This is a genomic window from Faecalibacterium hominis (ex Afrizal et al. 2022), assembly GCF_049545105.1.
Taxonomy (GTDB): domain Bacteria; phylum Bacillota; class Clostridia; order Oscillospirales; family Ruminococcaceae; genus Faecalibacterium; species Faecalibacterium duncaniae.
In genome coordinates this window covers 2,148,252-2,172,824 of record NZ_CP186860.1, presented here as the reverse complement: position 1 = coordinate 2,172,824, position 24,573 = coordinate 2,148,252, and the positions used below count along the sequence as shown (strand labels likewise).

General features: G+C 57.2%; 25 protein-coding genes. 14 read left to right on the top strand and 11 right to left on the bottom strand.

What is annotated here, in order from left to right:
• The first annotated feature begins 54 nt into the window (after positions 1-54).
• A complete protein-coding gene (locus ACKXGA_RS10495; protein WP_423729463.1) occupies positions 55-798 on the top strand; it encodes an RsmE family RNA methyltransferase in 744 nt (247 codons plus the stop codon).
• Positions 799-847: 49 nt separating this feature from the next.
• Here ACKXGA_RS10495 and ACKXGA_RS10490 read toward each other — a convergent pair whose 3' ends face one another.
• Both ACKXGA_RS10490 and ACKXGA_RS10485 read right to left on the bottom strand, forming a co-directional pair.
• The gene (locus ACKXGA_RS10490; protein WP_423729462.1) at positions 848-2,458 is read right to left on the bottom strand and encodes a phosphoenolpyruvate--protein phosphotransferase; all 1,611 of its coding nucleotides are present in this window, start codon (positions 2,456-2,458) and stop codon (positions 848-850) included.
• The gene (locus ACKXGA_RS10485) at positions 2,455-3,627 is read right to left on the bottom strand and encodes a patatin-like phospholipase family protein (RefSeq protein WP_423729461.1); all 1,173 of its coding nucleotides are present in this window, start codon (positions 3,625-3,627) and stop codon (positions 2,455-2,457) included. Before ACKXGA_RS10485 ends, ACKXGA_RS10490 begins: the two co-directional genes overlap by 4 nt.
• A 137-nt stretch (positions 3,628-3,764) precedes the next feature.
• On the opposite strand from ACKXGA_RS10485, the gene ACKXGA_RS10480 reads away from it, so the two are divergent.
• The gene (locus tag ACKXGA_RS10480) at positions 3,765-4,415 is read left to right on the top strand and encodes an HAD family hydrolase (protein ID WP_423729460.1); all 651 of its coding nucleotides are present in this window, start codon (positions 3,765-3,767) and stop codon (positions 4,413-4,415) included.
• Positions 4,416-4,460: 45 nt separating this feature from the next.
• On the opposite strand, the gene ACKXGA_RS10475 is transcribed toward ACKXGA_RS10480, so the two are convergent.
• Positions 4,461-4,913, bottom strand: a complete 453-nt coding sequence (locus ACKXGA_RS10475; RefSeq protein ID WP_423729459.1) for an RrF2 family transcriptional regulator — start codon at positions 4,911-4,913, stop codon at positions 4,461-4,463.
• 127 nt (positions 4,914-5,040) lie between these two features.
• Here ACKXGA_RS10475 and ACKXGA_RS10470 point away from each other — a divergent pair, with 127 nt between their 5' ends.
• A complete protein-coding gene (locus tag ACKXGA_RS10470) occupies positions 5,041-5,796 on the top strand; it encodes a 4Fe-4S binding protein (RefSeq protein ID WP_423729458.1) in 756 nt (251 codons plus the stop codon).
• A gap of 6 nt (positions 5,797-5,802) precedes the next feature.
• Here the strand turns inward: ACKXGA_RS10470 and ACKXGA_RS10465 are convergent, their stop codons facing one another.
• Positions 5,803-6,525, bottom strand: a complete 723-nt coding sequence (locus ACKXGA_RS10465; RefSeq protein WP_423729457.1) for a LytR/AlgR family response regulator transcription factor — start codon at positions 6,523-6,525, stop codon at positions 5,803-5,805.
• A gap of 88 nt (positions 6,526-6,613) precedes the next feature.
• Here ACKXGA_RS10465 and ACKXGA_RS10460 point away from each other — a divergent pair, with 88 nt between their 5' ends.
• A complete protein-coding gene (locus ACKXGA_RS10460) occupies positions 6,614-7,555 on the top strand; it encodes a glycosyltransferase family 2 protein (RefSeq protein WP_242995001.1) in 942 nt (313 codons plus the stop codon).
• Positions 7,556-7,598: 43 nt separating this feature from the next.
• On the opposite strand, the gene ACKXGA_RS10455 is transcribed toward ACKXGA_RS10460, so the two are convergent.
• From ACKXGA_RS10455 to ACKXGA_RS10435, 5 genes are all read right to left on the bottom strand, one after another.
• The gene (locus tag ACKXGA_RS10455; RefSeq protein ID WP_423729456.1) at positions 7,599-9,398 is read right to left on the bottom strand and encodes an aminopeptidase P family N-terminal domain-containing protein; all 1,800 of its coding nucleotides are present in this window, start codon (positions 9,396-9,398) and stop codon (positions 7,599-7,601) included.
• A 159-nt stretch (positions 9,399-9,557) separates the two neighbouring features.
• On the bottom strand, positions 9,558-11,450 hold the full coding sequence (locus ACKXGA_RS10450) for a heavy metal translocating P-type ATPase (protein WP_423729455.1): 1,893 nt from the start codon (positions 11,448-11,450) through the stop codon (positions 9,558-9,560).
• Positions 11,451-11,773: 323 nt separating this feature from the next.
• The gene (locus ACKXGA_RS10445; protein ID WP_117505659.1) at positions 11,774-11,995 is read right to left on the bottom strand and encodes a cation transporter; all 222 of its coding nucleotides are present in this window, start codon (positions 11,993-11,995) and stop codon (positions 11,774-11,776) included.
• Positions 11,996-12,074: 79 nt separating this feature from the next.
• Positions 12,075-12,416: an ArsR/SmtB family transcription factor gene (locus ACKXGA_RS10440; protein ID WP_005928738.1), complete on the bottom strand. Its 342-nt coding sequence runs from the start codon at positions 12,414-12,416 to the stop codon at positions 12,075-12,077.
• Between the two features lie 233 nt (positions 12,417-12,649).
• On the bottom strand, positions 12,650-13,405 hold the full coding sequence (locus tag ACKXGA_RS10435; RefSeq protein ID WP_099357262.1) for a TIGR02206 family membrane protein: 756 nt from the start codon (positions 13,403-13,405) through the stop codon (positions 12,650-12,652).
• 165 nt (positions 13,406-13,570) lie between these two features.
• On the opposite strand from ACKXGA_RS10435, the gene ACKXGA_RS10430 reads away from it, so the two are divergent.
• Complete coding sequence (locus tag ACKXGA_RS10430; RefSeq protein ID WP_098923862.1) at positions 13,571-13,957, top strand: thioesterase family protein; 387 nt, start codon at positions 13,571-13,573, stop codon at positions 13,955-13,957.
• A gap of 13 nt (positions 13,958-13,970) precedes the next feature.
• Here ACKXGA_RS10430 and ACKXGA_RS10425 read toward each other — a convergent pair whose 3' ends face one another.
• On the bottom strand, positions 13,971-14,234 hold the full coding sequence (locus ACKXGA_RS10425; RefSeq protein WP_143406085.1) for a hypothetical protein: 264 nt from the start codon (positions 14,232-14,234) through the stop codon (positions 13,971-13,973).
• Between the two features lie 14 nt (positions 14,235-14,248).
• On the opposite strand from ACKXGA_RS10425, the gene ACKXGA_RS10420 reads away from it, so the two are divergent.
• The gene (locus ACKXGA_RS10420; RefSeq protein WP_423729454.1) at positions 14,249-15,913 is read left to right on the top strand and encodes a Na+/H+ antiporter NhaC family protein; all 1,665 of its coding nucleotides are present in this window, start codon (positions 14,249-14,251) and stop codon (positions 15,911-15,913) included.
• Between the two features lie 40 nt (positions 15,914-15,953).
• On the top strand, positions 15,954-16,433 hold the full coding sequence (locus tag ACKXGA_RS10415; protein WP_005928757.1) for a MarR family winged helix-turn-helix transcriptional regulator: 480 nt from the start codon (positions 15,954-15,956) through the stop codon (positions 16,431-16,433).
• Positions 16,434-16,741: 308 nt separating this feature from the next.
• Here ACKXGA_RS10415 and ACKXGA_RS10410 read toward each other — a convergent pair whose 3' ends face one another.
• On the bottom strand, positions 16,742-17,221 hold the full coding sequence (locus ACKXGA_RS10410) for a hypothetical protein (protein WP_423729453.1): 480 nt from the start codon (positions 17,219-17,221) through the stop codon (positions 16,742-16,744).
• A 209-nt stretch (positions 17,222-17,430) separates the two neighbouring features.
• On the opposite strand from ACKXGA_RS10410, the gene ACKXGA_RS10405 reads away from it, so the two are divergent.
• The 7 genes from ACKXGA_RS10405 (at position 17,431) to ACKXGA_RS10375 (ending at position 24,450) form a co-directional block, all read left to right on the top strand.
• Positions 17,431-18,099: an alpha/beta hydrolase gene (locus ACKXGA_RS10405; protein WP_423730402.1), complete on the top strand. Its 669-nt coding sequence runs from the start codon at positions 17,431-17,433 to the stop codon at positions 18,097-18,099.
• Entirely contained in the window at positions 18,096-18,533 is a 438-nt protein-coding gene (locus ACKXGA_RS10400) for a YaiI/YqxD family protein (RefSeq protein ID WP_423729452.1), read from the top strand. Before ACKXGA_RS10405 ends, ACKXGA_RS10400 begins: the two co-directional genes overlap by 4 nt.
• Before the next feature lie 185 nt (positions 18,534-18,718).
• Positions 18,719-19,336, top strand: coding sequence for a histidine phosphatase family protein (locus ACKXGA_RS10395; RefSeq protein WP_117476576.1), 618 nt, complete (start codon positions 18,719-18,721; stop codon positions 19,334-19,336).
• A gap of 151 nt (positions 19,337-19,487) precedes the next feature.
• On the top strand, positions 19,488-20,879 hold the full coding sequence (locus ACKXGA_RS10390) for an ATP-binding protein (protein WP_423729451.1): 1,392 nt from the start codon (positions 19,488-19,490) through the stop codon (positions 20,877-20,879).
• Between the two features lie 941 nt (positions 20,880-21,820).
• Positions 21,821-22,702, top strand: a complete 882-nt coding sequence (locus ACKXGA_RS10385) for a DUF6017 domain-containing protein (RefSeq protein ID WP_423729450.1) — start codon at positions 21,821-21,823, stop codon at positions 22,700-22,702.
• 55 nt (positions 22,703-22,757) lie between these two features.
• On the top strand, positions 22,758-23,132 hold the full coding sequence (locus ACKXGA_RS10380; protein WP_423729449.1) for a TnpV protein: 375 nt from the start codon (positions 22,758-22,760) through the stop codon (positions 23,130-23,132).
• 58 nt (positions 23,133-23,190) lie between these two features.
• On the top strand, positions 23,191-24,450 hold the full coding sequence (locus ACKXGA_RS10375; protein WP_423729448.1) for an AAA family ATPase: 1,260 nt from the start codon (positions 23,191-23,193) through the stop codon (positions 24,448-24,450).
• Positions 24,451-24,573: the final 123 nt, after the last annotated feature.

Below are 24,573 nucleotides of genomic sequence, written 5' to 3'. Positions count from 1 at the left end.
CCTTGGCATACCGGCCAGTTTTGCCGGTAATGAGGGAAACAGGAGTTTATTTTTATGCCGCATCGCTACTTTACAACCGAAATCTCCAATGGCACCGCCACCCTGCGGGGGGCCGATGCCCATCATCTTTCCCGCGTGATGCGGGGCAAGCTTTGGGACACTGTCATCTTATGTGACGGCAACGCCGTGGAATACACCGCCACCATCACCGGCTTCGGGCCGGAGACGGTGGAGTTCAGCGTGGAGCCGGGCTATCCCAGCGCCGCCGAGCCCAGCGTGGAAGTGACCCTGTTCGTGGGTTACCCCAAGCAGGACAAACTGGAACAGGTCATCCGCCACGGCGTGGAGCTGGGCTGCACCCACTTTGTACCCTTCTTCAGCCGGTACTGCGTGGCCGCCCCCAAAAAGGAGGAGCAGAAAAACGAGCGCTACAACCGCATCGCCTTTGAAGCCGCCAAGCAGTGCGGCCGGGGCGTGCTGCCGGATGTCGCCCTGCCCCTGCCCAATTTCGGGGCCCTCTGCCGCAGTCTGGAAGGGTACGATCTCGTGCTCTTCTGCTACGAGCTGGGCGGCGCGCCCCTGCGCCAGCTGCTGGCAGACGCACAGCCTGCCGACGGCCAGCGGCTGAAGATCGCCCTCATCACCGGTGCCGAGGGCGGCTTTGCCGTGGAAGAGGCTGAAATGGCCGCCAATGCCGGTGTGAAAACGGTCGGCCTCGGCCCCCGCATCCTCCGGTGCGAGACCGCCCCGCTGGCGGTGCTCTCCGCCGTAATGACCCTGACGGGCAACTTGGAGTAATTTTTATTTCCACATATACAAAAAGGACGGCGCAGGCCGTCCTTTTTGTTTACTTTATTTTCGCGTTCATCAGCGCTTTTTTCACCTCAATGAGGTTTTGCGGGCTGACCGAGAAGCTCCGCAGGCCCAGCTGCAGATATTGCAGGGTGTTGACCGGATTGCTCACCGCGCTGCCGCAGATGGTCACGGGGATCCCGCCCTCCCGGGCAGCCTCCACCACCATGCGGATGAGCTTTTTCATCGCGTGGCTGGCCGGGCGGTAGTAGCGCTCGGCAATGGAGATATCCCGATCCACCGCGTGGGTGTACTGGGTCAGGTCGTTCGTCTCGATGACAAAGAAATTGCACCCATGCTCCACGAATTCCTCTGCCGTCAGGCAGGCCGAGGGCACCCCGAACATCACGCCAAAGGGCGTGTCCGGGTCAAACTCCTCTCCGCGCTCCCGCAGCAGCTGGCGGCAGTGCGCTACCAGCCGCATGGCCTCATCCCAATCTTCGAGGTTGGTCACCATGGGGAACATGACCCGCAGGGGGCCGTGGGCTGCCGCCCGGAGCAGGGCGCAGATCTGCGTCTCAAACTGGTGAGTCTGGCGCAGGCTGCTGCGGATGCCCCGCAGGCCCAGCTTGGAGGATTCCAGCCCCCTATGGATATCGGCCATGGCGCGGTCCACACCAAAATCAAAGGTGCGCACTGTCACCACACCGCCCTTTGCGGCGGCAAGGCAGGATTGATAGAACACGAACTGCTCCTGCTCGTCCACCGGGCGGCCCGGCAGCATCATGTAGCCGCTGCGCAGCAGGCCCACGCCGGAAGCGCCTGCCTGCAGCGCCGATTCAATATCCTCCTGCCCGTAGCAGTTGGCCAGAAGCTCAAACGGCACATCATCCTTTGTCCGGTTGGGCAGGACGCTGATGCGGGCGGCTTCCGCGCTCTCCCACTGCAGCTCGCAGATGCGGCTGACCGCCTGCTGACGGGTGTTGGCATCCGGGTCCAGGATGCACTCGCCGTTGTTGGCATCCAGCACCACGGTGCGGCCGTCGCAGTCGTCCAGAAACTCCCGTCCCACCTGCACCACGCAGGGAATGTGCATGGCCCGCGCAATGATCGCCGCGTGGCTCTGCTTATTGCCCTCCGAAGTGATGATGCCCAGGATCATTCCCGCCGGAACGCTGAACAGATCGCTGGGCATCAGCATCTCTGCCGCCAGGATCACCGGGTGATCCAGCGCCAGCCAGACCCGGGGACGGTTGGTCAGCACGTTCACCACGCGGCGGGCGGCATCCAGAATATCCGCACTGCGCAGCTGCATGTAGGCGTTGTCCTCCATGGCCGCAAGCTGCTCCGCATAGCGGTTGCCCGCACGGTACATGGCTTCGGCAGCGCTGATGCCCGCCTTGATCTGGAATTTGACCTCGTTCATAAAGCCTTCATCTTCCAGCATCATGCTCTGGAACAGGAAGATGGCCTGCTCCGTGGGGCCGCTGCGGTCTGCCATGCCGTCCAGCTCACGCTGGGCTGTCCGGACAGCGTTTTCCAGCAGACGCTGTTCCCGTTCCGCGTTGAACGGCCCGGCAGAAAAATTTTCGTGCCAGCGCTCCAACCGGCTCACCTTTCCCATCACAAGGCCCGGCGAGGCGCTGTGTCCCTGATAGACCTTCATTCCTCGATCACCTCCGGCAGTACCGGCCCGGTAAGGGCACGGCAGACCAATGCCTGTAAGAACGTATTGGGCAGCAGAGCGGCCCGTGCGGCCTGTGCCGCATTGCCGCTGCCCTCAAACAGGGGCGCAAAGCTCTCGATGCGCTCCCGGTCGCATTTTTCCAAAAAGGCTTCCGCCAGTGTCCGGGTGGTATAGAACACGGTGGGGTCCACGCCCGCATCCTCGGCGGCAGCTTCCAGCGGGGCCAGCTGGGCATCCTTCATGTTGGCCAGCAGCAGGGCCGCATCCGCTGTCAGGGTCACGGGGTATTTTTCCCGCACCGCCTTCTGCACCTGCTGGAATTTCCACGCAAAGGCGGCGGCATCCTCACAGCTCTCGGCGCTGGTGGAAACGGCATAGGCGCAGCCCCGCAGGTATCCCATGGCGCGGCGGGTATCGTAGTAGCCCAGTTCCATGTTCCGTCTGGCGGTATCGGGGTCAAAGTGGAGGATGTCCCCCAGCTCCCAGTAGCTGCGGATCATGGTGGTGGGCAGGCCGGTGCGGTTGGGCAGGGTGATGCCCACCCCTTCCAGATCAACACAGACCAGCTCCTCCGCGCCCATCTTCTGGGCCAGCGCGGTGGGCATATTGTCCCGGTAGCCGCCATCCAGGAACTGCACCCCGTCGATCTGCTTTGCCCGCAGGGCGGGGAAACAGGCGGCAGAGGCCAGCAGGTAATCCTTCACCTTGCCCGCCGGGATATCCTCCAGCGTCAGCTCCCGGGGCTTCAGCCCCCGCTTTTCCACAGTGACAAGGCCGAACCGGGTGGGCGAAGCCCGCAGGGCATCCTCATCCAGCACCCGCTCCACGATCTCTTCCAGCGGGGTCACGTCCATGCCGCCGTCCCGCACCACTTCCCGCAGGAAGGCGTGCAGTTCAGAGAGGTCGGCGTTTTCCTCCGGCAGCTCCATCACGTCCTGGCTGCGGATGCTCATCCACATATCCCGGGCCGTTTCGTACAGGTCCAGTGCAAACATGGCACCGTTCAGGCTGCCCACACTGGTGCCGGTGATGATCTGGGGCCGCCAGCCCAGCTCGGTCAGGGCACGCCACACACCCACCTGATAGCTGCCGCGCGCACCGCCGCCTGCCAGCACCAGTGCCTTGACCGGGGTATCATTCTGTGCCATCTGGAACGCCTCCTAGTCATTCTTTGGAAATCTGTCAGAAGTATACCATATTTTCCGGAAAAATTCTCCCTGTTTTTGGAACAAAATCCATGGTATAATTTTGTTAACTTGTGTGAAACGATGGTGGAGGTAAAACAATGCACTGCAACAACTGGATCTTTGATATGGACGGCACCCTGACCGACAGCATGACCGTGGTATGGGAGGGTGCGCCCGATGCCCTGCTGGCCCGCTATGGCCGCACCCCAAAATCTGACCTCCACAAAACGCTCCTGACCATGGGCATGGCCGATGGCGCGGCCTACCTCATCCGGGAGTATGACCTGCCCCTGAAAATGGAGGACTACAACGATGTGATGTGGGATGTTATCACAAAGCTCTACGAGACCGTGGAGCTCAAGCCCGGCGTGCGGGAGCTGCTGGCCCGCCTGAAGGCCGAGGGTGCCCGCATGTGCATCTGCTCCAACACCTGGAGCGCCCAGTGCCGCACCGTGCTCACCCGTTTGGGCATCGATGAATATTTCGACTTTTATGTGGAGGCACAGGGGGCGCTCCACAAGAGCAGGCCGGATGTATTTTTCCAGACCCTTGCACGCCTGGGCGGCACTGACCCTGACCGGTGCGTTGTCTGTGAGGATTCCCTCTACGCCGCCCGCACCGCCCACGACGCAGGCTTCCACGTCATCGGCATCGCCGATGCCGCCAGCAAGTCCGATGAACCCGCCCTGCGGGAGGTCAGCGACCAGTTCCTGACCGACTGGACGGAGCTGGACTGGAATAAGGTATAAGGATACAGCAATAAAACCCCGCCAAAAAGGCGGGGTTTTACATTTTCAGCTCTTCTTATTTTTTTCTTCTGCCAGAACCGCGTGATAATCGGCAAGGATCTGTTCCAGCGTGATGGTTTTCATACTGGCGATCAAATTATTTTTCAACGTATCGTAGGTTTTGCCCAGCACATTGCCGATGTTCCGGCCCACCGGACAAAAGGGCGAAGGAGAACCATGGATCCCGATCATTTTATCAATCGCCTCCGGGTCTACGACAGAACAGATCCGATACAGATCGATCTTCTCCGGCGGCAGAGCAAGCGCCGCACCGCCCGTGCCGGGCTTTACCGTGATGATCTCGTCTTTTTTCAGGGCACTGAGGATATTGCGGATGGTGACTGGGTTGCACCCTGTCGAACATGAAAGCAGTTCACTGGTCACTTTTTCCCTTTCACCGTACTCTGAAAGAAAAACCAGACAGTGAACCGCAATGGAACATTTATTGCTGATGTGCATAGGCGTAACCCTCCCTCTCTTATTTTATCGCATCTTCCTTTTGGTGTAAATATTGACACTACATCTTTTCAGTGGTATACTCCATTTTAAGATGTAGTTTTATTTTTTACATCAAGGAGGATTTCTTATGACCTGCTTCCAACTCATTTTCAGCCCCACCGGCGGCACGGAACGTGTTGCAAAGGCGCTCACCGAGACCTGGCCGGAGGTGCAGACCATCGATTTGTCCGCACAGAACTTTACCGCACCTGCTGTGCCATTTGGCAAAGACGATCTGGTGCTGATCGCAATGCCTGCTTTTGAAGCCATGGCACCTCAGCCCGCTCTGGACCGTCTGGCGCTCTTACAGGGCAATGGTGCCCGCTGCACCCTGGCAGCGGTCTACGGCAACCGTGCCGTTGATAACACCCTTGCCCAGATGGAAGACTATGCCCGGAACGCCGGGTTCCAGCCCATTGCCACAGTTTCTGCCATTGCGGCACACAGTCTGCTGCCTGAATTTGCCGCCGGCCGTCCGGACGATGCCGATTGCCAGCAGCTGACCGCTTTCGGCAAGCAGATCCTCGAAAAATTCACTTCCGGCTCCGATACCTGCCCGCCAATTCCCGGAGAGCATAACTGCAAAGCGAAGCGGGCCGGGCTGATTCCCACTGTCAATGCCAATTGCACTTCCTGCGGACTCTGTGCACGGGAATGCCCCGTGGGAGCCATCTCCTACGATAACTTCACCGTTACCGATCCGTCCAGGTGCATTACCTGTATGCGCTGTGTTTCCCGCTGTCCGGTTCACGCCCGGTCTGTGGATGCCGCCATTGTTGCACAGGTGACCGATTTCCTGAGAGCCCGCTGTTCCGACCGCAAAGAAAACGAGCTGCTCCTGTAAGACACCCTATCCTTCCAGAAACGCCCGGAACGCCGCCCTTACGGCGGGCTCACGCCCCCGGGGAATGGGCACCCGTGCCCCGCTGCGCATCCAGAGCTCCCCGGAGAAGAGCTGGGCGGCGGCGGCAAGGTTGACCACATAGGAGCGGTGGGGCTGCAGAAAACGGGCATCGGCCAGCAGGGGCTTTGCCACCTCGGAAAAAGGCACCCGCAGGGAAAGGGAGGCCACGTCCTCGCCGCTGGCAAGGTGGTAGTGCACCACATGGTGGGTGCACTCCAGATATTCGATGTCCGCAAAGGGCAGGGCCCGCAGGCCCATGGCCGTGGTGACCGGGATGACCGGGCCGTATTCCGGCTCGGTGGCCCGGTCCAGCAGGGCCGTCAGCTGCTCCGGACGGAACGGGATATGCAGGTACTGCATCGCGTCCACCCGGAACGCTTCGTAGGCATAGGCCGTGGTGTGGGCCAGAAAGGCCAGCGGGGCCCGCACACCCCGGCGGCGCAGCTCTGCTGCCGCCTGCAGGCCGCTGCACGGGTTGGCGGCAGGCAGCTCAATGAGGTAGAGCTCGTACCGGGAGCCCGCTTCCTCCTGCTGCAGCAGGGCCGCTGTGCTTTCCAGCTGCTCCACAATGCAGGCATCGGCCCGGCGGGCATAATATTCCATGCAGTGGCGCTGCACCCGGCCCCGCAGCACAGGGTCCGGGCTGCACACCGCAATGTGAAAGATCATATCCGCTCCTCCTTTCTCTCTGCACAGCGCTTGATTTTTGCGCCATGAGGGAGTATTATGGACGAAAAAAGAAATGGGGGACACCGCCATGGATCAGCCGCTCGTCAGCATCATCCTGCCCGTATACAACGCTCAGAATCATCTGGCCCGCTGCATCGGCAGCATCCTGAACCAGACCTATAAAAACATCGAACTCATCATCCTGAACGATGGCTCCAAGGATCACAGCCTGCCCGTGTGTGAGGAGTTCCGCGCCAAGGACAGCCGCATCGTGCTGGTGGACAAGGAGAACTCCGGCGTGTCCGACACCCGCAACCTGGGCCTGAAGCTGGCCGGGGGCGAGTATGTCCAGTTCGTGGACAGCGATGACTACATTGACCCGGACTTCACCCAGCATCTGGTGGAAGCCGCCGAGGCGCACCACGCAGATCTTGTGATTGCGCCCTACAAGATGGTGATCCCCGCCGGGGCCACAAAGCCCGAGCAGGTGCTGGAAAAGCTGGAGGACAATCTGGGCGTGATGAGTGTTGCCCGGCCCCCTGAGGTGCGGGAATACGGTTTCCTGCCCGCCGGGGTCTACGACAAGGACACCTTTGCCCTGCGGCTGATGGACAAGCCTGCCTCTTACTTTTACAGTGTGCTCTGGAACAAGCTCTACCGCCGCATCCTGCTCACCGGCAATGACATCCAGTTCACCAGCGAGCTGAAATGGGCCGAGGATCTGGTGTTCAACATGCAGTATATCCAGTATGCCGAGACCTTTGTCTCCATTGACAAAGCCGGTTACTACTACGTCCAGAATCCCCAGAGCATCTGCCACACCCAGATCAACCCGGCCTCCATCGTGCAGAACAAGATCCAGACGTTCCGGTATTATAAAGACCTCTACACCCGCCTTGGAATGTACGAGGAGGTGCGGCCCCAGCTGTACAAGTTCCTGGTGGATATCGCCGAGAGCACCTACCCCTCCGGCCCCTTCAAAAAGATCATTGAGGAAGCCAAGGAATATTGGAAAAACCGGAAAGAATAAACCAAAATCGGGAGACCCCCTGCGGGGTCTCCCTTTTTTGTGGTTATGCTCCGATGGCAGCGCACTTCTTTGCCAGCCAATCCCGCTCTTCTTCATTCAGGCGGGGAGCCAGCTTCTCAAACACTTCGCGGTGGTAGGCGTTCAGCCAGTCCAGCTCGTCCCGGGTCAGGACACCGGGCACCACAGGAGAGGTGGCAATGGGCACAAAGGTCAGCGGACGGAAGGCCAGGAAGGTGCCGTACTGGTTGTCGGCCTTGTGGTAGCACTCCAGCTCGTTCTCAATGCGGATGCCCACCTGACCGGCCTCGTACACGCCCGGCTCATCGGTGATGATCATGCCCGGCTGGAACACCGTGGTGTTGCGGCCGTTCAGGGCGTGGGGACCCTCGTGGACGTTGCCCACAAAGCTGACGCTGTGGCCGGTGCCGCAGCGGTAGTTGATGAGGTGCTGCCACAGCGGCTCACGGGCGATGGTATCCAGCATGTGGCCGTCGCAGTAGTTCAGCCAGACAGCCTTTGCGATGTCGATGTGGCACTGCAGGGTCCAGGTGTAGAACAGCTTTTCGTCCTCGGTCAGCTCACCCAGCGGGTAGGTGCGGGTGATATCGGTGGTGCCGTCCAGATAGGTGGCACCGCTGTCCACCAGCAGGAAGCCCTTGCGCTCCAGCTTGGCATGGTCCTCCTCGGTGGCGTGGTAGTGCATCATGGCAGCGTTTCCACCGTAGGCGGCAATGGTGCCAAAGCTCTCCACGATGAATTTGTCCTGTGCGGAGCGGTACTTGTGGAGGATCTCGTCCACAGTCAGCTCGGTCAGCTCTTCCCCGGCAGCCAGACGCTCTTCCAGCTCCTTCTGGAACCGCACCATGGCAACCGCATCCCGCAGATGGGCTTCGCGGTCGTGAGCCAGCTCGACCTCATTCTTCACACCCTTCATGGGCAGCAGGGGGTCGGCCTCATCCTTCACGGTCAGGGCGGCGTTGTTCTGCAGAGTCTCGTAAACGGCAAAGTTCACGGATGCAGGGTCGGCCAGCACGGTCTGGGGCTCGGTCTCAGCGGCCAGGAACTTGAGCACATCATCGTACTCCTGGATCTCCACGCCGTTGACCTTGAGCTCTGCGGCAGCTTCCTCGCCCAGACGTGCGGTGTTGATGAAGAGCACCGCGCGCTCCGGAGTCACATAGCAGTAGGACATGGCATAGGGGGTGCACTGGATATCCATGGCGCGCAGGTTCAGCAGCCAGGCCAGATTATCCAGCTTGCCCACCAGCTGTGCGGTGCAGCCCAGCTCCTTGAGCTTGCCGCGCAGGCGCTCCAGCTTTTCGGCAGGGGAGAAGCCTGCATACTCCTTGGGCAGGATCCATGCCGGGGTGGCAGGCCGGGCGGGGCGGCCCTCGGTCCACAGCTCATCCTCAAGGTTCAGGGTCTTGATGGTGCCCTTCTTGGCATCCAGCTCCTTCTGCACGCCGCGCACCAGCCCGCAGGAAGCGGTCAGGCCGCACAGGCCCAGCACGCCGTTCTCCGGCAGCACCTTGCCGCAGTATTCCTCCACGGTGGGCACGCCCGGCTCACCCATCCGCATCAGCTGGATCTCGGTACCGGCGATCTCCTTTTCCGCCTGCACAAAGTAGCGGCCGTCTGCCCAGACAGCGCTCTCGGTGGGGGTGACGACGAAGTTGGAGTTTTCGCCGTGGAAGCCGGAGAAATAGGTCAGGGAGGTGTAATGGTCGGGCAGGTACTCGCTGGAATGCGGGTCACCCACCGGGATCAGATAAACGTCCACGCCGTTGGCCTTCATGGCAGCCCGCAGGGCAGCCAGACGCTCAGGAACCGTGTTCATGCTCATAATAAAAAGCCTTCTTTCTTCCATCTATCTGCCGGAAAAACGTCCGGCGGCGGGAGTCACTGTGTCCTATTGTACCATCACTCCGGGCAGAATGCAATTCACCGGCAGTGAAAAGCCCCCGCCGGGGCATCAGCACTCAGGCGGGGGCAGAAAGCACGGTCACTGCGCGTTCTTTTTTGCAAGATCTTTGGTGTACAGGGCACGGGTGGCGTTCAGCACGGCCAGCACCATCACGCCCACATCGGCGAAGATGGCGGTCCACATGCTGGCCAGACCCAGCGCACCCAGCACCAGGCAGGCGAACTTGATCGCCAGAGCAAACACAATGTTCTGATACACGATGCGCAGGGTGCGGCGGGCAATGCGCATGGCCAGCGCGATCTTGGCCGGGTCATCGTCCATCAGGACAACGTCAGCGGCCTCAATGGCAGCATCGGAGCCCAGAGCACCCATGGCGATGCCCACATCCGCACGGGACAAAACCGGGGCATCGTTGATGCCGTCGCCCACAAAAGCGAGGTTTTCTTTGGGCTGCTTTGCGGCGAGGAGCGTTTCGATCTGGTCCACCTTGTCGCCGGGCAGCAGGCCTGCATGGTATTCATCCAGCCCCAGCTCGGCGGAAACGGCCTTTGCCACAGGCTCCGCATCGCCGGTCAGCATGACCGTCTTGCGGACACCGGCCTGTTTCAGGCCCTTGATGGCAGCGGCACTGTGAGGTTTGACCACATCGGCGATGAGCAGATAGCCTGCGTATCTGCCCTCCATGGCAACATGGACGATGGTGCCCGGCTCAGTGCTCTCGGGAACCGTCAGGCCCAGCTTTGCCATCAGGCGGGCGTTGCCGGCGGCGACGGTTTTGCCGTCCACCTTTGCGGTCACGCCGTGGCCGCCCAGCTCCTGCACATCGGTCACACGGCTGGGGTCGATGTCCTTACCGTAAGCGTTCTTGATGCTCAGGGAGATGGGGTGCTTGGACCAGCTCTCGGCCAGAGCGGCAGCTTCCACAAGGGCATCCCCGGTCACGCCGTTTTCGGGGTGGATGCCCACCACCTTGAAGGTGCCCTGGGTCAGGGTGCCGGTCTTATCAAACACCACGATGCCGGTGCGGGCCAGCTCCTCCAGATAGGTGGAGCCCTTGACCAGGATGCCGCAGGCGGACGCACCGCCGATGCCGCCGAAGAAGCTCAGCGGGATGGAGATGACCAGAGCGCAGGGGCAGCTGATGACCAGGAAGGTCAGAGCGCGGTAGACCCAGTCACCGAAGCGGGCGGGCTGGCCCATCAGCAGCAGAACGATGGGGGGAACAAAGGCCAGCGCCAGTGCGCCGTAGCAGACGGCGGGGGTGTAGACCCGGGCAAAGCGGGTGATGAAGTTCTCGGTGCGGGCCTTCTTCATGCTGGAATTTTCCACAAGGTCGAGGATCTTGGAAACGGTGGATTCGCCGAATTCCTTGGTGGTCCGGACCTTCAGCAGGCCAGTCATGTTCACACAGCCGCTGATGACCTCATCGCCGGAGCGGACATCCCGGGGCAGGCTCTCGCCGGTCAGGGCGGCGGTGTTCAGGGCAGAAGTTCCCTCCACGATGATGCCATCAATGGGCACCCGCTCGCCGGGCTGGACCACGATCACGGTGCCCACCTCCACATCATCGGGGTCCACCTGCTCCAGTTTGCCGTCCTCGTCCTCAACGTTGGCGTAATCGGGGCGGATATCCATCAGGCTGGAAATGCTCTGGCGGCTCTTGCCCACGGCCACGCTCTGGAACAGCTCGCCAATCTGGTAGAAGATGATAACGGCACAGCCCTCCACATAATCGCCCAGCGCAAACGCGCCCACGGTGGCAACGGCCATCAGGAAGCACTCGTCAAAGGGCTGGCGGTTCTTGATGCCCAGCAGTGCCTTGCGGAGCACATCCCAGCCGACCACCAGATAGGGGATGCAGTAGAGCAGCAGCTCCACCGGCGTGGGGAACTGGGGCAGCAATTTGAGGATGAGCACCAGCACCAGAGCAGCAATGATCCGGTACAGGTTCTTCTTCTGCTTTTTATTCATATCTGTACTCTCCTTTTTTCTGGGTTCTGGGCCGCAATGCGCCGCGGCGGGCGGGGTGGATTCAACAGATTTTCCCCACGGGATAGACTTTTCCACGTTTTCCCCTGAGTTTTCCACGGACTTTTCCCGGAGAAAACCTGCTTTTTCGCGTTTCTTTTTGCACTTTTTCTCAGAGGTTGTTGAAAACCCGGTGGAAACTGTTGAAAACCCGTTTTCTTTTCCACAGTTTCCCACACCGGCTTTTGGGCCGTTCTGTCCGAAAAATGCGTCACAAAAAGCTCCCCCGCAGGGGAGCCGCACCGGAGTTACAAACCCCTGTTTCCTCAGATATCGAAAATTTCGCAGTCGTCCTCGACCTTTTTGCAGGCAGCCAGAACATTCACCATGGTATCGTGGGGGTCTGCACCCTCAGCAAACTCGACCTTCATCTTCTGGGTCATAAAGCTGACGGTAGCCTGTGCCACACCTGCAACGGTGTTGGCGGCATCCTCCATCTTCTGGGCGCAGTTTGCGCAGTCAACTTCGATCTTGTAGGTCTTCTTCATCATAGGTACCTCTCTTTATTTTATGTGGACCTCTCAGGCACGCCTTGTGCGCCCGGAGGCTTTGTACTGCGTTTTCCGTTTACTCCTCAATGTGGTCCATGCCCATCGAGAGGATGCTTCTCACATGGTCATCATCCAGTGCATAGTAAACGGTTTTGCCATCCCGGCGGAAGCGCACGAGCTTGGTGTCCTTGAGCACCCGGAGCTGGTGGCTCACTGCCGACTGGCTCAGCTGCACCGCGTTGGCAATGTCCTGCACGCAGAGCTCATTGTCATGCAGCGCATATAAGATCTTGATGCGGGTGGAGTCGCCGAACACCCGGAACAGGTCGGCCAGCTCATACAGCACCTCGTCATCCGGCATCACCACCGGTTCCGTGTTTTCCTGCCCCGCCGGGGTCATCTGCTCCAATCCGATCATGTCCGTTCTCCTTTTGCCGTGTTTTACATGAACGTCTGTTCATGTGTTCATATTATCATGCAGAAAAGCTTCTGTCAAGGGGTTTTGCAAAGATTTCTGCCTGCTTTTCAAAAAAGTTAAAACAAACCGCAAAACGCAAGAAATTTGCAGTTTTAATTTGCAGACAGCAGGCGTTTTGGGGCAAACAAAAAGCCGCCCTGCCCGGTGGGGACAAGGCAGCTTGCAGAAAGCACTTATTTTCTCTTTTTGTGCCGGGCATCCGCTACCACCCACGGCAGATACATCAGACACAGCGCCACCGCAATGGCGGGCAGAAAGCCCAGAATATAGTATTTTTCACCCAGCAGGCGGGTAAACGCACTGGTGATGACATTGCCGTAGGGATTGTTCAGAAAGTAGAAATTGGTATTCAGTGGTTTATTCAAGAAGTAAATAGGCAGGGCAGAGCCAAACAAAAAAGCCAGCACTTGCGGGGCACGGCGGGCGCTGGGGCGGTAGCCTCTCACCACAAGCAGAACCGGGTAGAGCACCAGCAGGGCATGGATGCTGATCGAGTGCAGATTGATGAGCGTCCACCAGGAGGGCACGTCCAGCCAGCTGGGGCAGAGCAGAGCCAGCGCCGCACCGGGGATGCAGAGGGCATAGAGTTCCTCCTTGCACCAGTTCTGATCGGTGAGGGTATTGTACAGACAGACGAACACATTGATGCTGCACAGATGGAGAGGCAGATAGCTCCAGTTCCACTGACCGGTCAGAGCCATGCCCAGCAGCAGGGCAGCTTCATCGGCCAGCAGGGCAATGGTAACGCCCACGAGGATGCGCCGCCGGGCAGAGGCCGAGCTGCGGCGGTACCACAGGGCCATCCCCACAATGAACACCAACGAGAGGGCAAGCTCGATCAAATGGATTTTACCGTACAGCGGGTAACACCGGAAGTTCGGGCCAAGCTCCGCATGGGTGATATCGTAGGATTTCCAGAAGTCGTTCATGTTTTTTTCCATCCCTTTCGGGCCAATGATACCGCAAATTGCGCCAAACAGAAAGAGATTTGCAGAAAAAAACGCCCAAACAGGTGCATCTGTGCCAAAAGTGTGGTATTCTAACAATGTATTTCTAAATTTTCGCCTTCGGGCATCTGGAAAGGACGTATTTTTATGTTGGAAGCTGGAATCCGCGGCGAGCAAAGTGTCGCCGTTACTTCCGAGAACACTGCAAAGACCATGGGCAGCGGCACGCTGGACGTGTTTGCCACCCCCGCGCTGGTGGCACTGGCCGAAAAAACCTGCTGGATGAGCGTTGCCGCCGCGCTGGACGAGGGCTGCGGCACCGTGGGCACCCGGCTGGAGCTGGAGCACAGCGCCCCCACCCCTGTGGGCATGACCGTGACCTGCGAGAGCGAGCTGACCGCCGTGGAGGGCCGCAAGCTGGTGTTCAAGGTCTCCCTGCACGACGAGAAAGGCCCCGTGGGCGGCGGCGTGCACGAGCGGTTCATCATCAACAACGCCAAGTTTGCCGCAAAGGCAGAGGCGAAGAAGGGGTAACGGCCTCGCCCTCTCAGTCAGCGCCGTTGGCGCTGCCAGCTCCCCCAAAGGGGGAGCCTTTGGCATTGTGGGCAGGCTGGCCGTGCATATACAGCGGCTCTCTGTCCTCTTCCATCACCTGCGCTTCTGCCTTTTGCTGGGCGGCAGTCAGCAGGCGGATGGCCTGTTCGTTGGCGCGGAACAGCTCAAAATACAGCGCTTTATAATCCGGCGTGGCGGCGGCCCCCTTTCCGTTTGCAATAGGGATAGTCTGCCCCGGGCCGGGACAAAAAATCAAGTGAGGAATCATTTATGAAAAAGACAAATCTCTCCTGGGTGGGGGCACTGCTGGTGTTTGCCCTGCTGCTGTGGTGCACCGCAGCCACCCCCGGCACCATTGCCGACCCGGCCAGCTACGCCCCCGCGGTGTACAGCTCCATGCTTTCCCTGCTGCCGCCGGTGGTGGCCATTGTGCTGGCCCTGAACACCAAGGAAGTCTACACCTCCCTGCTGGTGGGCATTGCCACCGGCGCGCTGCTCTTTGCCAACGGCAACCTGGAGCTGGCGGTCACCACCCTGTTCTTCAACGAGGACGGCGGCATGGTCGCCAAGCTCTCTGACAGCAGCAACGTGGGCATTCTGGTCTTTCTGGTAATGCTGGGCATTCTGGTGGCCCTGATGAACAAGGCCGGCGGCAGCGCCGCCTTTGGCCGCTGGGCCTCCACCCACATCCACACCCGGGCCGGGGCACAGTTTGCCACCCTTATTCTGGGCGTGCTCATTTTTGTGGACGACTACTTCAACTGCCTGACCGTGGGCTCCGTGATGCGCCCCGTGACCGACCGGCAGAAGGTCTCCCGCGCAAAGCTGGCCTACCTCATTGATTCCACCGCCGCCCCGGTGTGCATCATTGCGCCGGTGTCCAGCTGGGCCGCCGCCGTTACCTCCAGCGTGCCCGAAGGCTCCGGCATCAACGGCTTTACCATGTTCCTGCGCACCATTCCCTACAACTATTACGCCCTGCTGACCATTGTGATGAGCCTGTTCCTCATCTTCACGGGCACGGACTACTGCTCCATGAAGCAGCACGAGGACAACGCCCGGGCCGGTGACCTTTTCACCACGGCTGACCGCCCCTACGGTGACGATGTGGATGCCGAGGACGATGCCCACGGCCATGTCATTGATCTGGTGGCCCCGGTGCTGGTGCTGATCGCGGCCTGCATCCTTGGCCTGATCTACACCGGCGGCTTCTTTGAGGGCGTGGACTTCATCACCGCCTTCTCCGACTGCAACGCCTCCGCCGGTCTGGTGCTGGGCAGCAGCATTGCCCTGATGTTCACCTTTGTGTTCTACCGTGTCCGCAGCGTGATGACGTTCCAGGATTTTGCCGCCTGCATCCCCGAGGGCTTCAAGGCCATGGTCAGCCCCATGCTGATCCTGACCCTGGCCTGGACGCTTTCCGGCATGACCAACCTGCTGGGTGCAAAATATTACGTTGCCAACCTGCTGGGCGGCTCCGCTGCCGCCCTGCAGTACCTGCTGCCGGTCATCATCTTCCTGGTGGCGGTGTTCCTGGCCTTTGCCACCGGCACCTCCTGGGGCACCTTCTCCATCCTGATCCCCATTGTCTGCCACGCTTTCCCGCAGGGCGAGATGCTGGTGGTCTCCATTGCGGCCTGCCTGTCCGGCGCTGTGTGCGGCGACCACTGCTCTCCCATTTCCGACACCACCATCATGGCCTCTGCCGGTGCGCATTGCAGCCATGTGAACCATGTTTCCACCCAGCTGCCCTATGCCATTACCGCCGCATCCTGTTCTGCCGCGTGCTATGTGATCACCGGCCTGACCCAGATGTTCCTGGGCAGCAGCGCCAGCCTGTGGACCTCGCTGATCCTGCTGGGCGTTGCCATTGTGCTGGAGCTGGTGGTGCTGAACATTCTGCGCGTAAAGCTGGGCAAAAAGACCAAAGCGTGATATACTAAAGGAAATTGAGTGTTCGAAGGGAGACCGTACCATGCTGGAAAAAGCATTCAACGATGTCTATACCAAGTTCAAGCTCCATTTCTACCAGAACGTGTTCCAGCGCTTTGCCACCCGTGAGGCGACCCTGACCACGGTGGAATCCTTTTGCATGGAGGGCATTATGGCCATGGGGGAGCCCACCATTGCGGAGTTTTCCCGGATGATGCAGATCTCCACCCCCAACGCGGCGTATAAGATCGGCTCGCTGGTGCGCAAAGGCTATGTGGAAAAGATCCAGTCCACCACCGACCGCCGGGAGTATCACCTGCGGCCCACCCAGAAGTATATCGACTACTACAACATCAGCTACTCCTACCTGAGCACGGTGGTCCAGCGGGTGAACAAGCGCTTCCCCAAAGAGGACGTGAAGAAGCTGGAACAGATGCTGACCATCATCAGCAACGAGCTGATGCCCGAGCTGAACCTGGAAAACAACCCGGAGGCTCCGGAGGAAAAGAAAACCGCGCGCTGAGCCGCACCCTTCCGGAAACCACGGAAGCCCGTGCGCCGACCCGCGCAGCCAGACAGGACTGCCCCACAGAGATGTGGAGCAGCCCTGTTTTTTTCTGCCGGAACGGGCCATGCCGCCAACAAAAAAAGCCCCGGAGGGCTTGCGGGACCCTCCGGGGCGAGGCAGCGGCGTGCGGGCCCGCTGCCTCAGGGGATAGCGATCAACAGGAGATTCTGGGGAGCAACTTTTTGGGGGGAATCGTCAAAGAATGTGATGCATGGCCCAAAGGGTCAGCGGGGCGTTTGCCCGGGGCCTTTGGGGGTTGGGGTTCAGTGCTGGGACTTGTAGAACATGGCCTTGCGCTTGCGCTCCATCCAATATCCCGCTGCGGACAGCACCGCGCCTGCGCCCAGCATCAGGTCTGCCAGCCAGCCGCTGGTGCCGGTCTGGATCAGCTTGGCATCCTGCACCGCCGGGAGCACCGGGGTCTCAGGAGCGGGAGCGGGGGCCGGGGCCGGGGCGGGAGCGGGGTCAGGTCTTGCATCCTGCACCACGGGCAGCACCGGAGCCTCGGGGGCGGGGGCCCACACCTGCTGGTGCAGCTCCTTCAGCGATTGCAGATCCCGGCCGGAGAGGGCACGGTAGACCCGGAACATCTGCCGGTTGCACAGCCGGAGGATGCCGCAGGCTTCCTGCAGGCCGGAGGGCATCCCCTCCAGCGGGAGCACCCGGCACAGCCATGCCAGCAGCACCACGGTGCCCACCGCACAGCCTCTTTGAACCTGTTCTCGCTGCCTCTGCCCCATCATGCCAGTCTCCTTCTTTTGTGCCGTTCCCCGGTGGTTTTTCTCCATTATATCACATCCGCGCTGTAATTTGCCAGAGAGCAGAGGGGAATGTACCTCTGTGCCGCTTGCGCCTGCTCTGAAAACCGTTTGAATTGCAAAATGATTTTTTAGTTGCTATACTGGGCTTATCAATTTTTTTTCAGGAGGATGCCGCAGTGACAGCACAGACAATGCAAATCGGGAACACACCTTGCCGCATTTACGGCGAAGCCAATGCAGAATACCTGCTGCTCCAAATGACAGGTGAGCATGAGCTGCAAAGTATGGATCATGAAGTGGCGGCGATCGCACAAAGCAGCCGAAATTTTCTGTTTGCGGCTATCCCAGTGGAAAGCTGGAACGATGCGCTTTCTCCGTGGAAAGCCCCTGCCGTGTGGGGAAAGCAAGGCTTCGGCGGCAAAGCTGGGGACACCCTGCGCTTTCTGACGGAGCAGGTCATTCCCACACTGGAGCAGCAGTTTCCTCTCCCGGAAAACGTCAAAATCATTCTGGGCGGCTACTCGCTGGCGGGATTGTTTGCGCTGTGGGCATCCACCCAGACCGATTTGTTCTACGGTATCGCCGCCGCTTCTCCCTCGGTGTGGTTTCCGGGCTGGATGGAGTTTGAACAGCAGCACCCGATACAGGCACAGCGCGTTTATCTGAGCCTTGGCGACAAGGAAGAGCGCACGAAAAACACCATCATGGCTGCGGTAGGGGATAATCTCCGTACGCTGCACAGTCGGCTTACAGAGCGTGGCGCAGACTGCACCCTTGAATGGAACAGCGGTGGACACTTTAAGGACGCTGATTTGCGTACGGCGAAAGCATTTCGGTGGGTGATGGAGGGACACACATGACAATTTTGATTGATGCAGATGGCTGCCCTGTGGTGGATCTGACCTTGCAGATTGCAAAGCGGTTCAGTATTCCTGCCATCATCCTGTGCGACACCTCTCACCAAATCGAGCGGGAAGGTGCGCAGACGCTGGTGTTCGATAAAGGGGCTGACAGTGTAGACTTTGCGCTGGTCAACCGGGTAAAGCCGGGGGATGTGGTCGTAACACAGGACTACGGGCTGGCGAGTATGTGCCTTGCCAAGCGCGCACGGGTGCTGAATCAGAATGGTCTGGAATACACAGTCGACAACATTGACGCGCTCATGCTGCGGCGATACGAAAACAAAAAGCTCCTCCGTGCCGGAAAGCACCCCAAGGGGAGCCCAAAGCGGACGAAGGAGCAGGATGTCAGGTTTGCGGATACGCTTGAGAAGATCTTGAACTGCAACCATTGATACATACTATGGGAAGTCTGGAGAAATCCAGTCTTCTTTTTTCATGAGAAAATTGTAACATTTTTTGCAATTTGGTTGCGTTTTGAGGGGGAGTGAATCGGCCCCGTCGTTCTTTCGGCTCGTTTTCTTGCATCTGCTTTCCCGAATCTGCTATACTGAAGTCACTTTTTTAATCGGAGGCTTTCATGACAACCCTTCTTCTCCTGCGCCATTCCATCCCGGAGCGCGGCGGTTCCAGCCCCGACCCCGGCCTTTCTGCCGAAGGTCTTCAGCGGGCCGCCGCAGTCTTTCAAAATGACGCTTTCCGCACGGTCTCGCTCGTCTGGTCGTCCCCTTCGCTGCGTGCGCTCCAGACCGCACAGCTGCTGGGGCTTCCCGTCCGGCAGGACACCCGCCTTGCCGAGCGCCGCACCGGCGACACGACCGGGCAGGACGCTTCGTTCTGGAAACGCCAATACGAAGACCCGGACTTCAAAAATCCGGACGGCGAGTCCTTCCGTGAGGTCAGCGCCCGGATGGCAGACTGCATCCACGAACTGCTGGATTCGCTCCCGGAGGGGCAGAACGCCCTTGTCGTCTCCCACGCCGCCGCTATTTGCAGCTACTTGCAGCGCTTTTGCACCGTTGAGGTGACCGACGCCGCACAGAAGCTCCGCCGGATTACATTTCAGGGCGAAGTTCTGTTGGATGGGCACTTTTGGGAGGCTGATGGATTTGTGCTGCACATCGAAAATCGCCGCCCTGTTCTCATCCGCACCTATGCGCAGGAATGCCACGAGGGTGCAATGACCATTACATACTAAACAGACAGGACTGCTCCACAACATTTTGTGAGACAGTCCTGTTTGCTTAGATGCAAAGATTATTCTTTAAGTAATTATTCTTGACATAATAATCTTTGAGGCGTACAATGAAGCTGAACCCGTCATCAAATCAGTCGTGAGGTGAGCCGCTATGTTTTTTGTTGACCGTGTACAGGAAATGTCCGTATTACAGACCGCTTATGAAAAGCCGGAATCTTCTTTGTTCGTTCTCTATGGTCGTCGCCGTGTAGGAAAAACCACGCTTTTGTCAGAATTCTGCAAAGAGAAGCCGTCTCTTTATTATCTGGCAACGGAGGAAAGCATTCAGGCAAACCGAAACGCCTTCCGGTTGATGGCTGCTGATTTTCTCCAGAACGATTTATTGAAAAGTGCAACCGATGCAAGCTGGGAGATGATTTTTTCCGTTCTTCTCTCTGCTCAGGAAAATAAAAAACTGGTCATTGTGTTGGATGAGTTTCAGTATCTGGGCAAGGCAGACAAAGCATTTCCTTCTGTTTTTCAAAAAATCTGGGATACTATTCTGAAAAACAAAAATGTAGAAGTGATTCTTTGCGGCTCTCTGGTTCACATGATGATGGAGCAGACTCTTTCTTACTCCAGCCCTTTGTATGGACGCAGAACGGGACAGATTCGGCTGAAGCAGATTCCATACGCTTATTACGACCGATTCTTCCCTGATCTTGATGAACAGACCCGCATTTTATATTATGCTGTCACAGGCGGTGTTCCGAAGTATATCGAATTATTTCATCCATGTGCCGATATTGATACCGCCATTCTGCAAAATGTAATGACTCCTCAGAGCTTTTTGTATGAAGAACCTGAATTTTTACTGCGGCAGGAGGTTCAGGATGTCGGAAGTTACTTTTCCATCATCCGTGCGATTGCATCTGGAAACATGAGGATATCTGATATTGCTTCTGTGCTGTCGCTTCCAGCCACCAGTTTGTCAAAGCCCTTAAAAACATTGTGCGATCTGGATATTCTGGAGCGAGAAGTGCCTCCCACCGAAAAAAATATTGAAACCAGCAAAAAGGGGCAATACCGCATTAAAGATAATTTTCTTGCGTTCTGGTTCCGATTTGTTTACCCCATGCGCTCTTTCATTGAAAGCGACCACCCGGAAATCGCAATGACAAAGCTGAAAACCGGGTTTATCCCCAATCATGTTGGCTACGTCTACGAGGATATTTGCAGACAAAAGATGTGGGAGCTGAACGCGCAAGGAAAACTGCCCTTTCTCTTTGACCGTGTTGGCCGTTGGTGGGGTGGAAAAGATACAGAAATCGATATTGTCGCCATTGATACCACAGACCGAAGCAAAATCATCTTTGGAGAGTGCAAATTTCATCAAAATGTTCCGATGCAGCTGTCGGAACTGCACCAACTGAAAGAAAAAGCTGCTGTCGTTCCGTGGGGGAATGCGAATCGAGACGAATACTTTGCTCTATTCTGTATCAGTGGTTATTCTGAGGACTTGCAGCAGCTTGCACAGGAAGATTCTCATCTTCTTTTGATGTGATTTTTCTCATGTAATAATTTGTAAATAGGACTGCTCCACAACATCTTGTGAGGCAGTCCTGTTTGCTTAGTACCCTTTTCATTGGAGCCAATATTTACACCTGACAGGAAAGGAGTGATAGTTTTCCACATAAACAAGCACTCACAGTTGAAAATCCGAGGACACACCAAATGACGCTAGACTACTTCTATGGGCAGTCGGGCGAGTTGTTCTCCTATTTCCGCATCCCCAAGGCACACCTTTTAACTTATCTTATCGGATTCGCACCCGGCAGCATGGTTCGGGCGTGACATCCTTGCATTCTCTCCCGCCGTTGGGTACACTGATGGTGTCAGCGGCAGAAGTTACATATTCAAGTGGATGCAAAGATACAGCAGTCTCAACAAACAGTAGTATTTTTAACAGATTCAACAGGCGACCGGTTAAAGTTCCTGTTGGAGAGAATTTAGGAGAGAACGGACATCTGCGGCCCGGTTTTTGCCGATGCTTTTGCGTTCCAAGCAGTAAAAGCGCAAAATAAAAAAGTCGCAGATTCGTTTGAATCTGCGACTTCTGGCGGAGATGGTGGGATTCGAACCCACGTGCCCGATTAAGGACAAAACGATTTCGAGTCTTTGAAATTGTTGGATGAAGCTGGTTCCTCGCGGCTGTCATTGGCAGCTGAGGGCATTCTTGTAACCTCCAAAAAGGCACGTCACACCGCAATTTGCAGGCAAAAATCAGCCGCTTTTTGCGAAATGACGTTAGAAAAAGCCTTTTTCACACAGGCCGTCAGCGGCTGCATTTCAGGTGTAGTTGTGTTAGATGTCCGTTAGAAATATGCAGTGCTGCCGTTGCTGTGCCAGCTCACAGCAGGCTTCCCTGTCTGAACGCAGCGTTTCCCGAAAGCCGGGAAATGTTGCGTTTTCTCTTGCCCGCCTTGGGCTGAAAGGGAAGCCGCCATGTCAACATTCCGCGTCAATAAAAATGTCAACTACACCGTCATGAGCAACCACCACCTGCAGGATAAGAGGCTGTCCCTGAAAGCCAAGGGACTGCTGTCCTATATGCTCTCCCTGCCGGACGATTGGGATTACAGCCTGAAAGGGCTGACCGTTGGTTGCAAGGATGGTCTGGACAGTGTACGCACCGCTGTTCTGGAACTGGAAGAACACGGCTACATCCGCCGTCAGAAAGTCCGCAATGCCAAAGGGCAGATCATCGACTACGATTATCAGGTTTATGAATCGCCTGTTGAGGACGATCCTGCCGTTCCCGGCAAGGAAGGCGGGCCATCGAACCCGTCCGCAACCAAAAGCCCGAAAAGCCGCATGAAACCTTGTTCTTCACCATTTTTGGATTTTCCAAATTTGGCTGAGCCCAATTTGGAAAAGGCAACGCAACAAAATACTAATAAACAAAATACTAAAAGACAAAGTACTAATCTATCAGGGCAGGCAGGCGAATCCGCAGATTTTGACCAGATGGAAGCACAGGTACGGGAGGAGTTTCGGGAACGTTTGGAGATCGACACCCTTGCCCAGCGGTACGACCCCGACAAGCTGGAGGAGTTGCTGGACAACATTGTGGAGATGTACTGCTGTCCTCGGCAGACCCAGTACGTCGGCAAGCAGCCGCAGACCACCAAAGCCATCCGGCTGCGGCTGGACAAGCTGACCAGCCAGCACGTTGAGTACATCTTCGATGTGATGTCCAACACCACCCAGCCCATCAAGAACATCATGGCCTATCTGCGCACCACCATCCTGAACGCCCCCACCACGATGGAGCACTACTATCAGGCGCAGGGCAACTGGCTGACCGCACAGAATCGGAAGAAGTAAGCGCTGTTTTCCACAAAGGCCATAACACACGTTGAAAATGCAAAGGAGAATTCCCATGAAGAACACGAACGCCGTCCGCACCGAGATCCATTACGCACAGGTTGGGGAGTATCAGCTGCCCCTGCTCACCCTGCCGCAGACCAATGATTCCGAACCGCTGGGCAAATATGGCCGGATGCGGCTGGTCTATCTCAAGAATCAGCGTCCTGTGCTGTACAACCGGGTGTTGCTGAACGGTACGCTCTGGCCGCATTTGCAGGATGTCCAGAAAACGGCCTGCGCGTGTCTGGAACGCACGATGACCACTCTGTTAGACAAGTACCCCGCGCCGGACAAAGAGCGCGCACAGCTTCTCTGGGTGGCGCACATGAACGGGCTGAAAGCGCAGGCGGAGGAGGTAGTGGTGAGGGAAGTCGTGTATGCAGAATGATTCCTGATAGCATCTGAACGGTATCAAAAGCCGATATTTTAGATTTTATTATTGATTTTTGCGGAATATTTGCAAATTTCAGAATCAAAATTTGACTTTCTGTCCAGAACAGAGTACACTGGATTCAGAAAATCATCTGGGAGGAATCGCGATGCTGCTTCAATTTTCAGTCACCAACCACCGCTCCATCAAGGACACGGCTATTATCAGCTTGAAAGCATCTACGGATAAAAGTCTGTCTGATTGCCTGATTTCGCCGGACGAGAAGAAACAGCTTGTGCCTGTGCTGGCACTGTACGGCGCAAATGCAGCCGGGAAGAGCAATGTTCTCCATGCTCTCCTGCTCATGCGGGAAATGGTCTGTGGCCGATATGCCAAGCTGCTGAAAGGTGAGTCCCTTCCGCAAGAGCCGTTTGCTTTCACCGACCAGCCTACACAGCCGACCAGCTTTGAAGCCATCTATTTTTATGGCGGCATCAAGTATGCCTATGGGTTCTCGTTTGACAAATCCAAAGTCCTGACCGAATATCTCTATCACTGGCCGAATGGCCGGGAAGCCTTGATTTTTTCAAGAGAAAACAATGGCTATCAGTTCCGCGAGAATATTCAAGAGCAGTTCACGCTTGCTGGACGAACTGCTGAAAACCGCCTTTATCTGTCCAGCTCGAACGAGTGGAACTGCCCCCAGACCGAAAAAGCGTATCTGTGGTTCTTTGAAAAGCTGACAGGCTTTATGGGAACCGAAATGCAGCTGGATGCCACCTTGTCTGCCATCCGGCAGGGCGGCTCTGAAAAGAGACGTATCCTGCATGAAATGCTGTATGCAGACCTCGGTATCAAGGGCATCCGCATTACAGGCTCCAAGGAAGAGCCTATCATTTCCGCACTGCACACTCTCGATGCCGAAGATAGCACTTCTAAGGGTTTCTGGCTCCCGTTGGGGCAAGAATCCGTTGGGACACAGCGTTTCTTCTCTCGCATCGGTATGTGGCTTGCGGCTTTGGAATCCGGCTCTGTTTTGGTAGTAGACGAGATAGAATCCAGTATGCACCCGCTGCTGACAAGGCATCTGATCGAGATGGTGCAGGATGCCGCTATCAATACAAATCATGCACAACTCATCTTCACCACGCACGATACCGGACTTCTCGACCTGACGTTGCTGCGGCGTGATCAGATCTGGTTTGCCGAAAAGGACGAAAAGACCATGCAGACCGATATTTACGCCCTGACCGAGTTTTCTCCCCGGAAAGGTGAGAACATCTCCAAGGGCTATCTGCAAGGACGATATGCAAAAAACAGTTCAAGTCGAATTTAGAATATTAAAATCTTTTTAACACTTTTTCAGTATTCAACCATCAAATTTCACTTTTGTGGTTTGGATTTCATTTTTTTGAGCGTTCATTTCACTTATTGAGCGAAAAATTTAATGTTTCTATCG

Coding starts and splice junctions, on each gene's coding strand:
- ACKXGA_RS10495 (WP_423729463.1), top strand. CDS start 55: ATGCCGCATCGCTACTTTACAACCGAAATCTCCAATGGCACCGCCACC.
- ACKXGA_RS10490 (WP_423729462.1), bottom strand. CDS start 2,458: ATGAAGGTCTATCAGGGACACAGCGCCTCGCCGGGCCTTGTGATGGGA.
- ACKXGA_RS10485 (WP_423729461.1), bottom strand. CDS start 3,627: ATGGCACAGAATGATACCCCGGTCAAGGCACTGGTGCTGGCAGGCGGC.
- ACKXGA_RS10480 (WP_423729460.1), top strand. CDS start 3,765: ATGCACTGCAACAACTGGATCTTTGATATGGACGGCACCCTGACCGAC.
- ACKXGA_RS10475 (WP_423729459.1), bottom strand. CDS start 4,913: ATGCACATCAGCAATAAATGTTCCATTGCGGTTCACTGTCTGGTTTTT.
- ACKXGA_RS10470 (WP_423729458.1), top strand. CDS start 5,041: ATGACCTGCTTCCAACTCATTTTCAGCCCCACCGGCGGCACGGAACGT.
- ACKXGA_RS10465 (WP_423729457.1), bottom strand. CDS start 6,525: ATGATCTTTCACATTGCGGTGTGCAGCCCGGACCCTGTGCTGCGGGGC.
- ACKXGA_RS10460 (WP_242995001.1), top strand. CDS start 6,614: ATGGATCAGCCGCTCGTCAGCATCATCCTGCCCGTATACAACGCTCAG.
- ACKXGA_RS10455 (WP_423729456.1), bottom strand. CDS start 9,398: ATGAGCATGAACACGGTTCCTGAGCGTCTGGCTGCCCTGCGGGCTGCC.
- ACKXGA_RS10450 (WP_423729455.1), bottom strand. CDS start 11,450: ATGAATAAAAAGCAGAAGAAGAACCTGTACCGGATCATTGCTGCTCTG.
- ACKXGA_RS10445 (WP_117505659.1), bottom strand. CDS start 11,995: ATGAAGAAGACCTACAAGATCGAAGTTGACTGCGCAAACTGCGCCCAG.
- ACKXGA_RS10440 (WP_005928738.1), bottom strand. CDS start 12,416: ATGATCGGATTGGAGCAGATGACCCCGGCGGGGCAGGAAAACACGGAA.
- ACKXGA_RS10435 (WP_099357262.1), bottom strand. CDS start 13,405: ATGAACGACTTCTGGAAATCCTACGATATCACCCATGCGGAGCTTGGC.
- ACKXGA_RS10430 (WP_098923862.1), top strand. CDS start 13,571: ATGTTGGAAGCTGGAATCCGCGGCGAGCAAAGTGTCGCCGTTACTTCC.
- ACKXGA_RS10420 (WP_423729454.1), top strand. CDS start 14,249: ATGAAAAAGACAAATCTCTCCTGGGTGGGGGCACTGCTGGTGTTTGCC.
- ACKXGA_RS10415 (WP_005928757.1), top strand. CDS start 15,954: ATGCTGGAAAAAGCATTCAACGATGTCTATACCAAGTTCAAGCTCCAT.
- ACKXGA_RS10410 (WP_423729453.1), bottom strand. CDS start 17,221: ATGATGGGGCAGAGGCAGCGAGAACAGGTTCAAAGAGGCTGTGCGGTG.
- ACKXGA_RS10405 (WP_423730402.1), top strand. CDS start 17,431: ATGCAAATCGGGAACACACCTTGCCGCATTTACGGCGAAGCCAATGCA.
- ACKXGA_RS10400 (WP_423729452.1), top strand. CDS start 18,096: ATGACAATTTTGATTGATGCAGATGGCTGCCCTGTGGTGGATCTGACC.
- ACKXGA_RS10395 (WP_117476576.1), top strand. CDS start 18,719: ATGACAACCCTTCTTCTCCTGCGCCATTCCATCCCGGAGCGCGGCGGT.
- ACKXGA_RS10390 (WP_423729451.1), top strand. CDS start 19,488: ATGTTTTTTGTTGACCGTGTACAGGAAATGTCCGTATTACAGACCGCT.
- ACKXGA_RS10385 (WP_423729450.1), top strand. CDS start 21,821: ATGTCAACATTCCGCGTCAATAAAAATGTCAACTACACCGTCATGAGC.
- ACKXGA_RS10380 (WP_423729449.1), top strand. CDS start 22,758: ATGAAGAACACGAACGCCGTCCGCACCGAGATCCATTACGCACAGGTT.